This window comes from Vagococcus sp. WN89Y, from assembly GCF_052220145.1.
Lineage (GTDB): Bacteria > Pseudomonadota > Gammaproteobacteria > Enterobacterales > Enterobacteriaceae > Kosakonia.
Map to the genome: position 1 here is coordinate 105025 of NZ_JBQPOM010000015.1, position 11457 is coordinate 116481.

At 55.5% G+C, this 11457-nt stretch carries 14 protein-coding genes; 8 read left to right on the forward strand and 6 right to left on the reverse strand.

What is annotated here, in order from left to right; all coding sequences use genetic code 11:
• Positions 1 to 98 precede the first annotated feature (98 nt).
• The 3 genes from yrbN to mtr all read left to right on the forward strand — a co-directional run bounded on the left by yrbN (position 99) and on the right by mtr (position 3460).
• Positions 99 to 179: a protein YrbN gene (yrbN, locus tag ACTU3N_RS05825; protein WP_443085206.1), complete on the forward strand. Its 81-nt coding sequence runs from the start codon at positions 99 to 101 to the stop codon at positions 177 to 179.
• Complete coding sequence (locus tag ACTU3N_RS05830; protein WP_443085191.1) at positions 172 to 2073, forward strand: DEAD/DEAH family ATP-dependent RNA helicase; 1902 nt, start codon at positions 172 to 174, stop codon at positions 2071 to 2073. Before yrbN ends, ACTU3N_RS05830 begins: the two co-directional genes overlap by 8 nt.
• A gap of 142 nt (positions 2074 to 2215) precedes the next feature.
• Positions 2216 to 3460, forward strand: coding sequence for a tryptophan permease (gene mtr / locus ACTU3N_RS05835; RefSeq protein ID WP_443085192.1), 1245 nt, complete (start codon positions 2216 to 2218; stop codon positions 3458 to 3460).
• 42 nt (positions 3461 to 3502) lie between these two features.
• Here mtr and ACTU3N_RS05840 read toward each other — a convergent pair whose 3' ends face one another.
• From ACTU3N_RS05840 to ubiU, 3 genes are all read right to left on the reverse strand, one after another.
• The gene (locus tag ACTU3N_RS05840; protein WP_443085193.1) at positions 3503 to 4510 is read right to left on the reverse strand and encodes a luciferase-like monooxygenase; all 1008 of its coding nucleotides are present in this window, start codon (positions 4508 to 4510) and stop codon (positions 3503 to 3505) included.
• Between the two features lie 514 nt (positions 4511 to 5024).
• Positions 5025 to 5903 (reverse strand): U32 family peptidase, encoded by an 879-nt coding sequence (locus tag ACTU3N_RS05845; RefSeq protein WP_443085194.1) that lies wholly within the window; start codon positions 5901 to 5903, stop codon positions 5025 to 5027.
• 7 nt (positions 5904 to 5910) lie between these two features.
• Positions 5911 to 6906 carry a ubiquinone anaerobic biosynthesis protein UbiU gene (ubiU, locus tag ACTU3N_RS05850; RefSeq protein ID WP_443085195.1) on the reverse strand — a complete coding sequence of 332 codons (996 nt, stop codon included), beginning with the start codon at positions 6904 to 6906 and terminating at the stop codon, positions 5911 to 5913.
• A 224-nt stretch (positions 6907 to 7130) separates the two neighbouring features.
• Between ubiU and ubiT the strand changes: the two genes are divergently transcribed.
• Together ubiT and ACTU3N_RS05860 are read left to right on the forward strand one after the other, a co-directional pair.
• Complete coding sequence (gene ubiT, locus ACTU3N_RS05855; RefSeq protein ID WP_443085196.1) at positions 7131 to 7655, forward strand: ubiquinone anaerobic biosynthesis accessory factor UbiT; 525 nt, start codon at positions 7131 to 7133, stop codon at positions 7653 to 7655.
• A complete protein-coding gene (locus tag ACTU3N_RS05860) occupies positions 7649 to 8152 on the forward strand; it encodes a GNAT family N-acetyltransferase (RefSeq protein ID WP_443085197.1) in 504 nt (167 codons plus the stop codon). Before ubiT ends, ACTU3N_RS05860 begins: the two co-directional genes overlap by 7 nt.
• Here the strand turns inward: ACTU3N_RS05860 and ACTU3N_RS05865 are convergent.
• Entirely contained in the window at positions 8139 to 8441 is a 303-nt protein-coding gene (locus ACTU3N_RS05865) for a GIY-YIG nuclease family protein (RefSeq protein ID WP_443085198.1), read from the reverse strand. The two genes, ACTU3N_RS05860 and ACTU3N_RS05865, sit on opposite strands and share 14 nt — an antisense overlap.
• Positions 8442 to 8495: 54 nt before the next feature.
• On the opposite strand from ACTU3N_RS05865, the gene ACTU3N_RS05870 reads away from it, so the two are divergent.
• Positions 8496 to 8939: a YhbP family protein gene (locus ACTU3N_RS05870; RefSeq protein ID WP_443085199.1), complete on the forward strand. Its 444-nt coding sequence runs from the start codon at positions 8496 to 8498 to the stop codon at positions 8937 to 8939.
• On the opposite strand, the gene ACTU3N_RS05875 is transcribed toward ACTU3N_RS05870, so the two are convergent.
• The gene (locus tag ACTU3N_RS05875) at positions 8919 to 9437 is read right to left on the reverse strand and encodes a type 1 glutamine amidotransferase domain-containing protein (protein ID WP_443085200.1); all 519 of its coding nucleotides are present in this window, start codon (positions 9435 to 9437) and stop codon (positions 8919 to 8921) included. The two genes, ACTU3N_RS05870 and ACTU3N_RS05875, sit on opposite strands and share 21 nt — an antisense overlap.
• 121 nt (positions 9438 to 9558) lie before the next feature.
• Between ACTU3N_RS05875 and ACTU3N_RS05880 the strand changes: the two genes are divergently transcribed.
• Positions 9559 to 10116 carry an NAD-dependent epimerase/dehydratase family protein gene (locus ACTU3N_RS05880; protein WP_443085201.1) on the forward strand — a complete coding sequence of 186 codons (558 nt, stop codon included), beginning with the start codon at positions 9559 to 9561 and terminating at the stop codon, positions 10114 to 10116.
• 148 nt (positions 10117 to 10264) lie between these two features.
• On the forward strand, positions 10265 to 11302 hold the full coding sequence (locus ACTU3N_RS05885) for a permease (RefSeq protein ID WP_443085202.1): 1038 nt from the start codon (positions 10265 to 10267) through the stop codon (positions 11300 to 11302).
• Positions 11303 to 11367: 65 nt separating this feature from the next.
• Here ACTU3N_RS05885 and ACTU3N_RS05890 read toward each other — a convergent pair.
• A partial coding sequence (locus ACTU3N_RS05890) for an IS3 family transposase (protein ID WP_443085207.1) occupies positions 11368 to 11457 on the reverse strand: 90 nt, incomplete at its 5' end.

The window sequence follows — 11457 nt, forward strand, 5'->3', positions numbered from 1 at the left end:
ATATCAGCCCGTAATCTTTTTTTGATTGCCATCACCTTTGCGGGTGAGGGCCTTATTGTTCGCTAATTAACCTACTTTGAGCCGGTTCACACTTTTCAATGAAAATTGCAGATCATTTTCACGATGAGTTATGTAGACTGGCCGCCAATGACATAGAGGCACTTGTACTACATGGCTGAATTCGAAACCACTTTTGCAGATCTGGGCCTGAAGGCTCCTATCCTTGAAGCTCTTAACGATCTCGGTTACGAAAAACCATCTCCGATCCAGGCTGAGTGCATTCCGCACCTGCTGTCTGGTCGTGACGTACTGGGCATGGCCCAGACTGGTAGCGGTAAAACCGCAGCGTTTTCTCTTCCGCTGCTTAATAACATCGATCCGGATCTGCGCGCACCGCAGATCCTCGTGCTCGCCCCGACCCGCGAACTGGCGGTTCAGGTTGCTGAAGCAATGACCGATTTCTCTAAACATATGCGCGGCGTAAGCGTGGTTGCCCTGTACGGTGGCCAGCGTTATGACGTGCAATTACGCGCCCTGCGTCAGGGACCGCAGATCGTCGTCGGTACGCCGGGGCGTCTGCTCGATCACCTGAAACGCGGCACGCTGGATCTCTCTCGCCTGAGCGGTCTGGTACTGGATGAAGCCGACGAAATGCTGCGCATGGGCTTTATCGAAGACGTAGAAACAATCATGGCGCAAATCCCGGAAGGTCATCAGACCGCACTGTTCTCCGCAACAATGCCGGAAGCCATTCGCCGTATTACCCGCCGGTTTATGAAAGAGCCGCAGGAAGTACGTATTCAGTCCAGCGTAACCACGCGCCCGGATATCAGCCAGAGCTACTGGACGGTATACGGCATGCGTAAAAACGAAGCGCTGGTGCGTTTCCTTGAAGCTGAAGATTTTGATGCAGCGATTATTTTCGTGCGCACCAAAAACGCCACGCTGGAAGTGGCCGAAGCGCTGGAGCGCAACGGTTATAACAGCGCCGCGCTGAACGGTGACATGAACCAGGCACTGCGTGAGCAGACGCTGGAACGCCTGAAAGATGGTCGTCTCGATATCCTGATTGCGACCGACGTTGCGGCACGTGGCCTGGACGTTGAGCGTATCAGCCTGGTCGTAAACTACGATATCCCGATGGATTCTGAATCCTACGTTCACCGCATTGGCCGTACCGGTCGTGCAGGTCGTGCCGGTCGCGCACTGCTGTTCGTTGAGAACCGCGAGCGCCGCCTGCTGCGCAATATCGAACGTACGATGAAGCTGACCATTCCGGAAGTTGAACTGCCGAATGCAGAACTGCTGGGCAAACGTCGCCTGGAAAAATTTGCCGCGAAAGTTCAGCAGCAGCTGGAAAGCAGCGACCTGGATCAGTACCGTGCGCTGCTGGCGAAAATCCAGCCTTCTTCTGAAGAAGAGATGGATATTGAAACGCTGGCTGCGGCACTGCTGAAAATGGCGCAGGGCGAACGCCCGCTGATCCTGCCGCCGGATGCGCCGATGCGTCCGCGTCGCGAATCCCGCGAGCGCGATGAGCGTTTCGAACGTCGTGGCGATCGTAACGACCGTGGTCCGCGTGGCGATCGTGAAGAGCGTCCGCGCCGCGAACGTCGTGACGCTGGCGATATGGAACTCTACCGCATTGAAGTGGGTCGTGATGATGGCGTTGAAGTGCGTCATATCGTTGGCGCTATTGCTAACGAAGGCGACATCAGCAGCCGTTACATTGGCAACATCAAGCTGTTTGCGTCCCACTCCACCATCGAGCTGCCGAAAGGCATGCCGGGCGAGGTTCTGCAGCACTTTACCCGCACGCGTATTCTGAACAAACCGATGAATATGCAGCTGCTGGGCGATGCGCAGCCGCGCGAGCGTAGCGAACGTCGTGGTGGCGGTGAGCGCCGCGGCGGTGGTTTCGGTGGCGAACGTCGTGAAGGCGGGCGCGGTGGCGAAGGCCGTCGTTTCAGCGGCGAGCGTCAGGAAGGCGGTCGTAACTTCAGCGGCGAACGTCGCGCTCCGCGCCGCGATCGTGAAGAAAGCACCGGTCGTCGTCGTTTCAACGACGCGTAATGCTGCGTTCTTTGCTGTAAAGTTTTAAATACAGCCCCGGACTTATCTCCGGGGCTTTTTTCTATCCCTTTTGTACTCATGTACTGGTACAATGCAGCAGCTAAATAAAAAGCATATGAATCATCACAGGAGAATTAGCGCGATGTCGACACTGACAACGACCCAGGCTTCCCCTTCGCTGTTTGGCGGGGTGGTGATTATTGGCGGGACCATAATTGGTGCAGGCATGTTTTCATTGCCGGTGGTCATGTCCGGCGCGTGGTTTTTCTGGTCACTTCTGGCACTCGTGGTAACCTGGTTCTGTATGCTGCACTCCGGGCTGATGATCCTTGAGGCAAACCTGAACTACCATAGCGGCGCGAGCTTTGACACCATCACCAAAGACCTGCTTGGCAAGGGCTGGAACCTGGTGAACGGTCTGTCGATTGCTTTTGTGCTCTATATCCTGACCTATGCCTATATTTCAGCGAGCGGTTCGATACTGCATCACACCTTCGCGGAGATGTCGTTCAACGTGCCTGCACGCCTGGCGGGGCTGCTGTTTGCCCTGGCAGTGGCATTTATCGTCTGGCTATCGACCCATGCTGTTAGTCGCATGACGGCGATTGTGCTGGGCGCGAAAGTCATCACCTTCTTCCTGACCTTCGGTAGCTTGCTCGGCCATGTAGAGCCGGCAACGCTTTTCAATGTGGCGCAAAGCGACGCGTCCTATACGCCATATTTATTGATGACCCTGCCGTTTTGCCTCGCCTCGTTTGGCTATCACGGCAACGTGCCAAGCCTGATGAAGTACTACGGTAAAAACCCGCGCACTATTGTGCAGTGTTTGCTGTACGGTACGCTGCTGGCGCTGGGGCTGTATGTGGTGTGGTTGCTGGTTACGATGGGCAATATTCCGCGCCCGGCATTTATTGAGATAGCGGCGAAAGGCGGCAATATTGATGTGCTGGTACAGGCGCTGAGCGGCGTGCTCAATAGCCGCAGCCTCGATCTTTTGCTGGTGATTTTCTCCAACTTCGCGGTTGCCAGTTCCTTCCTCGGGGTGACGCTGGGGCTGTTTGACTATCTGGCGGATTTGTTCGGTTTTGATGATTCACCGGCCGGGCGTTTTAAAACCGCGCTGTTGACGTTTGTTCCGCCGATTATTGGCGGGTTCGTGTGGCCAAATGGTTTTCTGTATGCCATTGGTTACGCGGGGCTGGCGGCAACCGTGTGGGCGGCTATTGTTCCGGCGCTACTGGCCAACGCGTCGCGTAAACGCTTCGGCAGCCCGCGCTTTCGTGTGTGGGGCGGTAAACCGATGATTGTACTGATCCTGCTGTTTGGCGCAGGCAATGCGGTGATACATCTTCTGTCGAGTTTTAATCTGCTGCCGGTCTATCAGTGATCGGTTTGGCCCTCTCCTGCGAGGGAGAGGGCGACGAAAGCCTTAACCTAACAGCTCCTCTTTCACCTGCATCGCCAGCTCAAATGAGTGCAGCCGTGCCTGGTGGTCGAAAATTTGCCCGTTAACCATGATTTCATCAGCGTTTGTTTCCCGCAGAATTGACTCCAGGCCGTGGCGCACTTTTGCTTTATCACCCACCAGCGACATGCTGAGCGCTTGCTGGACGCCATACTGCTCGGACGGTGACCAGAATTGATCCATGTTTTCGATGGGCGGCGGCAACTGCGCGCTCTCGCCACGGCGCAGCTTCACAAACGCTTGCTGCATCGAGGTGAAAAGAAACTCTGCATCACGGTTGCTGTCGGCGGCGACAATGTTGATGCACACCATCGCGTAAGGTTTCTCCAGCCGCTCCGACGGCGTAAAGTTCGTGCGGTAAAGGTGCAGCGCCTGGAACAGCATATCCGGGGCAAAATGCGAAGCGAAAGCAAACGGCAAGCCAAGCTGAGCCGCCAGCTGCGCGCTATACAGACTGGAGCCGAGCAACCAGACCGGGATCTTTTCGCCGTAGCCCGGCACCGGGCGAACGTGCGGGTTCGGATCGCGGGCGTCGAACCAGTCTACCAGCTCGGCCACATCGCGCGGGAAGTTGTCGATATCTCCGCTCATATGGCGGCGTAATGCCATCATCGTGCGCTGATCGCTACCCGGCGCGCGGCCAAGACCTAAATCAATACGCCCCGGGTAAAGGGTGTTCAGGGTGCCAAACTGCTCGGCAATCACCAGCGGTGAATGGTTAGGCAACATCACGCCGCCAGAGCCAAGGTGCAGGGTTTCGGTATTCGCCGCGAGGTAGCCAATCAGCACAGACGTCGCCGCGCTGGCAATCCCGGTCATATTATGGTGCTCAGCCAGCCAGTAGCGGTGATAACCGCGCTTTTCAGCAAGCTTTGCTAAATCCAGCGAATGCGTAAACGCCTCGCGGGCCGTGGAGTCCTGCGGGATCGGTGCGAGATCCAGCACCGAGAAAGGTATCTTTTTATCAGGCATAAAAGCTCACTTTGCTACAGCATCGTCATCAGATTGAAGGTCTTCTTCCAGCCTGGCAGTATGTTTCGTGCGCGGCCAGAAAAGCTGCAGTTTTTATAGTGCATGAGTTAACAGCAAATGTTGTTAACATTGTGAGCTATACACTTCATACTTCGCGCCGCAGGTGCGTTGGCTGCCTGACTCACCCCGGTCACTTACCTGAGTAAGCTCCCGGGGATTCGCTGCGTTGCCGCCTTCCTGCAACACGAATTATTTTGTGTATACACTTCATACTGCGCGCCGCAGATGCGTTAGCTGCCTGATTTACCCCGGTCACTTACTGAGTCAAGCTCCCGGGGATTCGCTGCGTTGCCGCCTTCCTGCAACACGAATTATTTTGCGTATACACTTCATACTGCGCGCCGCAGATGCGTTAGCTGCCTGACTCACCCCGGTCACTTACTGAGTCAAGCTCCCGGGGATTTGGTGAAGACAGCGTTCAAATATTTTCCTGACAGATTTGTCACTGCTGCGGCTAGAGCTGCAACTCTAGGCCAGGCAGCCTGCGCCAGTAACCGTTGCAGTCGCTGTGCGAGGCCAGAGGCAACGGCGCGTTGCCTGTTTCGTTAGCGCGAAACGCGTCAAGCATCGCAAACGTCTCTTTGCCCATCGGCGAGAGGCGCACAATATCCACAATCCCCTGCATAGAGGTCAGCTCATTGCCGAGGTTATAAACGTAGCCGCTCATGGTCTGGATACCATTGAGCACAAACACCTGCTGATTTTCCTGCGACTGAATGCTGCGACCCTGCGGGTAGTTAATACAGCAGGTTTCACACTCATCCTTCGGCCGGTCTTCTGAACGCGCGGTAAAGCAACGAGCAGAGTACGCCAGCGGCAAATGCCCGTAGCTCAGCACCTCGACTTCAAACTTCTGGCGAATCCCTAAGCTCTCGCACTGATCGAGCAAATTAATAAGCCAGTCGCGCGACAGTTCCACTGGCATACACCAGCGCACCATCCCTTGCTTAAGCAATAAACGCAGCGTCACGGCGTTGTAACAGTTCAGCGCGTGCCCGGCAACGAAAGGCAGTTTCCGATCGGCGCACATATTCACCACGCCTAAATCGCTGGCTTCGAGCAAAAACTCACCGTTATCGACATACCGTTTCAGTTCGTTTAACTCAGATGACGCCTGCACCAGCGCAAGCGTGGAGAGCACCACCTGCTTACCGCTTAACGCGAGCGCTTTCGCCATCTCCAGCCAGTCGCCGACTTTCGTCGCCCGACGCTTGCTGCACACTGCCTCGCCCAGGTAAATCACATCCGCAGAACTCGACGCGGCCTGGTGATAAAAATCTTCCAGCGTCTCTTTTGGCCAGTAATAAAGCACCGGCCCTAATGAATATTTCATCTTTTACCTACTGCCATTTACGGTGATATGCGCCGAGGGTGGTTTGCGTGCCTTCCGACATTGCGCCGAGCGTCTCCATCCAGGCGGGCTGCGGTATAAAGTTTTGCGGCGACTCCTTACAGCGATCGATAGCCTGGCGCCACACTTTGGCGACCTGGCTGACATACGCCGGGCTGCGCTGGCGGCCTTCGATTTTCACCGAAGCAATATTGGCCGCCAGCAGTTCCGGCAGCAGCGCCAGCGTATTCAGACTGGTCGGCTCCTCCAGCGCGTGATAGCGCTCGCCATCCACCAGATAGCGGCCCTTGCACAGTGTGGGATACCCCGCGTTCTCCCCCTCCTGATAGCGGTCAATCAGCACCTCATTCAGGCGGGATTCCAGCCCCTGCGGCGTTTGCTGCCAGCGCACAAAACGCGCCGGAGAACACGCCCCGACGGTATTGGGGGATTCCCCGGTCAGGTAAGAGGAGAGATAGCAGCGGCCTTCCGCCATAATGCACAGGCTACCGAAAGCAAACACTTCCAGCGGCACCGGCGTTACGCGCGCCAGCTGTTTTACCTGGTGAATTGATAACACGCGCGGCAGCACGACGCGGGCCACATCGAAATGGCGCTGATAGAAACGGATGGCCTCTTCATTGGTTGCCGAAGCCTGCACCGAAACATGGCGCTCAATATGCGGATAGCGCTCGGCGGCGTACTCCAGCATCGCCAGATCTGCCAGGATCAGCGCATCTGCGCCAATCTGCGCTGCCATATCCACGGCACGTTCCCAGCGCTGATACCCATCAGGATGCGCAAAGGTGTTGATAGCGATATGCAGCTTGCGGCGATGCAGATGAACAAAATCGACCGCCTCCTGAAGTTTTTTCTCCGTAAAATTAAGTCCGGCGAAATGCCGGGCGTTGGTGTCATCTTTCAGGCCGATATACACAGCGTCGGCGCCATTTTCGATGGCCACCTTCAGTGCCGGAAGGTTACCGGCAGGGCAGAGCAACTCCATAGTGTATCCTGCAATCTGGGCGTACCCGGTGGGGCGCTAAATTGTTAATGAACGGGGATTTTAGTTAACCTGTTGTCGACAATTTTTGATTTGAGGCAGTTAAATGTGTATTGATGGAGCCAATAATCTCCCTCTGTTTATTGTGTAATTGTTGATTTGTGCCTCTTTGTCTTTAATGAAATGTGGCAAAATAACAGTCATTATCATTTCGGGGAGTAACGTTCGTGCTGGAAAAATTGCGCTCACATCTTGTTCATATGGGGCCGTCCTTACTGCGTGTGCCGGTTAAACTGACGCCTTTTTCTGTTAAACGTCAGGCGCTTGAACAGCTTCTGCGCTGGCAGTTCCAGCAGGCGCTGGCAGACGGAGAGCTTGAGTTTCTCGATGGCCGCTGGTTAAGTATCCAGGTTCGGGATATCGACCTGACGTGGTATACCTCTGTGCAGGATGGGCAACTGATCGTGCGCGAAAGCGCCGACGCTGACGTGAGCTTTAGCGCAAACGCCAGCGATTTACTGCTGATCGCCGCGCGCAGGCAGGACCCTGATACGCTCTTTTTCCAGCGCCGTCTGGTCATTGAAGGCGACACGGAGCTTGGGCTGTATGTTAAGAATCTGATGGACGCCATCGAACTTGAGCAAATGCCAAAACCCCTGCGGCTGATGCTTTTGCAACTGGCGCAATTTGTTGAGGCTGGCCTGAAAGCGCCGCCTGCAACGACACAACCTTCTGTAGGTGAGCCATGCTGATTAGAGTTGAAATTCCCATTGATGCGCCAGGAATCGACGCGTTACTACGCCGCAGCTTTGGCGGAGAAAGTGAAGCCTCGCTGGTGCACGATCTGCGTGAAGACGGTTTGATCACGCTGGGATTTGTTGCCACTGACGACGAAGGGCAGGTGATTGGCTATGTGGCCTTCAGCCCGGTGACGGTGGCGGGCGAAGATCTACAGTGGGTCGGGCTGGCGCCGCTTGCCGTTGACGAAGCCTATCGCGGGCAAGGTATTGCTCGCCAGCTGGTGTACGAAGGGCTGGATTCGCTTAATGAGTTTGGCTACGCCGCCGTGGTTACCCTCGGTTCGCCTGAATTTTATGGCCGTCTCGGTTTCGAAAAAGCGGCGAAATATGATTTACGCAGCCGCTGGCCGCAGAGCGATGAGGCTTTTTTGGTGCATCGCCTGGCGGATGACGCGCTAAATGGCGTGCGCGGCGAAGTGGAGTACAGCGAGCATTTCAATCGCTTTTAACCACCGGCATACGTAATGTTTCCCGCAGCGCTTCGAAGGAGCCATCTCCACCGACGAGGCGCTCTTTCTGGCGCTTAGTGAGCTGTTTAATACGATACTCCAGCCGCAGCGCCAGCGACCTTTCCCCCACGGGTGCAAAAAATACCAGCTCCAGCTCGCCTTTGCCGCGCAAGGCTTTGGCGCCTTTCCCGCATTGATGCTGAGTAAAACGCCGCGCGACGTCCGTCGTAATGCCGGTGTAAAGCCTGTTATCAGCGGTGCGAATCAGATAAAGAAACCAGGGCGTCATGAGGATGTTCAGTGTGTTAGTGTTAAGCAAAAAATAACACGGGAAGGAGGAAAAATGGAGGCGCTTGCAGCGATTAACCGCTGGCTGGCAAAGCAGCACGTGGTGACATGGTGTGTGGCAAATCAGGGAGAGTTATGGTGCGCCAACGCGTTTTATATCTATGACGCGCAAAAAGTCGCCTTCTATGTGATGAGCGAAGACAAAACCCGTCACGCACAAATGTCGGGTTTACAAGCGCCGGTCGCCGGTACGGTTAACGGTCAGCCAAAAACGGTGGCGCTTATCCGTGGCGTGCAGTTTGCGGGTGAAATCCGGCGGCTGAATGAAGAGGAAAGCGCGGCGCCGCGTGAGCAGTACAACCGTCGCTTCCCTGTGGCGCGCATGTTATCGGCCCCTCTTTGGGAAATCCGCCTTGATGAGCTGAAATTTACCGATAACACGCTGGGTTTTGGCAAAAAGCTTCACTGGTTACGCGACTCAGGCACCCAGCAAGCGTAATGCCTCGCGGTTAAATGCGGGCAAATCATCCGGGGTGCGACTGGTCACCAGCTGATCTTTATCGACCACCACTTCCTGGTCAAAGAACTCAGCACCGGCGTTTTTCACATCAATCACGATGGGTTTCACCGCCGTGAGTTTGCGCCCGCGTATGACATCGGCGCTAATCAGCAGTTGTGGGCCGTGGCAAATGGCGAACACCGGTTTGCCAGCGTTGACAAAGTCACGCGTAAAGGTCACGAAACGGTCGTCGCCGCGCAGGGTGTCCGGCGCGTGCCCGCCGGGTAAGAGCAGGGCGTCAAAATCAGCCGGGCGCACGTCATCAATGGCTTTATCAATAACCACTTCCGCTTCGCCTTTTTTGCCGTGGATGGTTTTTCCGGCCTGTTTGTCGATAGTGACGACTTCATGTCCGGCTTTGCGAAACGCGTCTGCAGGAGAAGTAAATTCTGAATCTTCAAACTCGTCGGTGATCAAGACCGCAATTTTCTTGCCCATATTTTCCTCCGTTGTTTTGGCTTCAGATAAGGTAGTTATCCATACTTGCAACTAACCTGAACATTAAGCCTGGTTCAATGGAGAGAGTTTTCAACACGGATTCATCTGCAAAGGAGAGGATATGCAAAACGTATTAATCACTGGCGGCACGGGGTTGGTGGGCAGCCACCTGCTGCGTTTGCTGGCAAACGATCCGCGCATTGCCACGATTGCGGCACCGACGCGCCGCCCGCTGCGTGACTTTAGCGATGTTTATAATCCTTACAATATCAAGCTGACCGATGCGTTGGCACACGTGACGGACCCGGTTGATACCGTGTTTTGCTGCCTGGGCACGACGTTGCGCGAGGCGGGAAGCAAGGAAGCCTTTGTGCACGCGGATTTTACGCTGGTGGTGGACACCGCGCTGGCGGGGCAGCGCCTGGGCGCAAAACAGATGCTGGTGGTCAGTTCGATGGGCGCCAACGCCCGCTCGCTGTTTTTCTATAACCGCGTGAAAGGCAAGATGGAGGAGGCGCTGATTGCGCAGCAGTGGCCCTCGTTGACCATTGTCCGCCCGTCGATGTTGCTTGGCGAGCGCGAAAACACCGCTTTAACGAATCGCTTTTTACGCCGCTTTTTCGCTTGCTGCCCGGTAACTGGAAAGCGATTACGGCGCAGGATGTTGCGCGCGCTATGATGACCGCGGCGTTTACCCCAACCGATGAACCTGTGCGGGTGATCAAGTCTGCCGGGCTGCGCCGCTTAGCCAAAAATACACTATTTGCAAAATAATATATCCGGCGTACTATTCACAGGCTTAAAATTACACATCTTTGGGAAATGTTATGGCTGGTCAGTCTTCTTCTCATGCGGTGACACCTGTTCAGTGGTGGAAACCCGCACTTTTCTTTCTTGTTGTTATCATTGGCCTCTGGTACGTGAAATGGCAGCCTTACTACGGTAAAGCCTTCACTGCTGCCGAAACTCACAGTATTGGTAAATCCATTCTTGCCCAGGCTGATTCCAGCCCGTTGCAGGCTGCGCTGGACTACGCGATGGTCTATTTTCTCGCGGTCTGGAAAGCGGCTGTGCTGGGCGTGCTCCTCGGTTCGTTAATTCAGGTCTTGATCCCACGCGACTGGCTGCTGCGTACTATGGGGCAAAAACGCTTTAGCGGTACGCTGTTTGGCACGTTGTTCTCATTACCGGGCATGATGTGCTCCTGCTGTGCGGCACCCGTCGCGGCGGGGATGCGCCGTCAGCGCGTGTCGATGGGCGGTGCGCTGGCGTTCTGGATGGGCAACCCGCTGCTGAACCCGGCAACGCTCATTTTTATGGGGTTTGTGCTCGGCTGGTATTTTGCGGCCATTCGCCTGGTGGCCGGGCTGGTCACGGTGTTTGGCGTGGCAATGCTGGTGCAGCGGTTTGTGAAAGAGAGCCCGCAACAGAGCGAAACGGTTGATATTACACTTGCGGAACCGCAGGGCAGCTTTATGGCGCGCTGGGGTAAGGCGTTGTGGCAGCTTTTCTGGAGCACCATCCCGGTCTATATCCTGGCTGTACTGGTGCTGGGTGCGGCGCGTGTCTGGCTGTTCCCGCACGCAGATGGCGCGATTGATAATACGCTGATGTGGGTCATTGCGATGGCGATTGTCGGCTGCCTGTTTGTGATTCCAACGGCGGCAGAGATCCCTATCGTGCAGACCATGATGCTGGCCGGAATGGGCATGGCTCCTGCGCTGGCGCTGCTGATCACCTTACCCGCCGTCAGCCTGCCATCGCTTATTATGCTGCGTAAGTCATTCCCGGCAAAAGCACTGTGGATGACCGGCGGTCTGGTGGCGCTTTGCGGGGTAATTACTGGAACGATTGCGCTGTTTTAAACTAAGCGGCGCGGAAAAAAAGCCCGCAGATAATGGACTGACCCCATAAAGTTGGACAGTTTATATTAGGCGGCTTTCAGAGCCTGGGTTCGGTACTCTACCGGACTCAGGCCTTTCAGTCTCAGGCTAATACGCTCATGGTTGTAATAGTGGAT

Excerpts from the sequence above, each read along its gene's own strand:
- ACTU3N_RS05840 (WP_443085193.1), bottom strand. The coding sequence starts at position 4,510 with ATGCCTGATAAAAAGATACCTTTCTCGGTGCTGGATCTCGCACCGATC.
- ACTU3N_RS05870 (WP_443085199.1), top strand. The coding sequence starts at position 8,496 with ATGGAGGCGCTTGCAGCGATTAACCGCTGGCTGGCAAAGCAGCACGTG.
- ACTU3N_RS05880 (WP_443085201.1), top strand. The coding sequence starts at position 9,559 with ATGCAAAACGTATTAATCACTGGCGGCACGGGGTTGGTGGGCAGCCAC.
- ACTU3N_RS05860 (WP_443085197.1), top strand. The coding sequence starts at position 7,649 with ATGCTGATTAGAGTTGAAATTCCCATTGATGCGCCAGGAATCGACGCG.
- ACTU3N_RS05865 (WP_443085198.1), bottom strand. The coding sequence starts at position 8,441 with ATGACGCCCTGGTTTCTTTATCTGATTCGCACCGCTGATAACAGGCTT.
- ACTU3N_RS05875 (WP_443085200.1), bottom strand. The coding sequence starts at position 9,437 with ATGGGCAAGAAAATTGCGGTCTTGATCACCGACGAGTTTGAAGATTCA.
- ACTU3N_RS05885 (WP_443085202.1), top strand. The coding sequence starts at position 10,265 with ATGGCTGGTCAGTCTTCTTCTCATGCGGTGACACCTGTTCAGTGGTGG.
- yrbN (WP_443085206.1), top strand. The coding sequence starts at position 99 with ATGAAAATTGCAGATCATTTTCACGATGAGTTATGTAGACTGGCCGCC.
- ACTU3N_RS05830 (WP_443085191.1), top strand. The coding sequence starts at position 172 with ATGGCTGAATTCGAAACCACTTTTGCAGATCTGGGCCTGAAGGCTCCT.
- ubiU (WP_443085195.1), bottom strand. The coding sequence starts at position 6,906 with ATGGAGTTGCTCTGCCCTGCCGGTAACCTTCCGGCACTGAAGGTGGCC.
- mtr (WP_443085192.1), top strand. The coding sequence starts at position 2,216 with ATGTCGACACTGACAACGACCCAGGCTTCCCCTTCGCTGTTTGGCGGG.
- ACTU3N_RS05845 (WP_443085194.1), bottom strand. The coding sequence starts at position 5,903 with ATGAAATATTCATTAGGGCCGGTGCTTTATTACTGGCCAAAAGAGACG.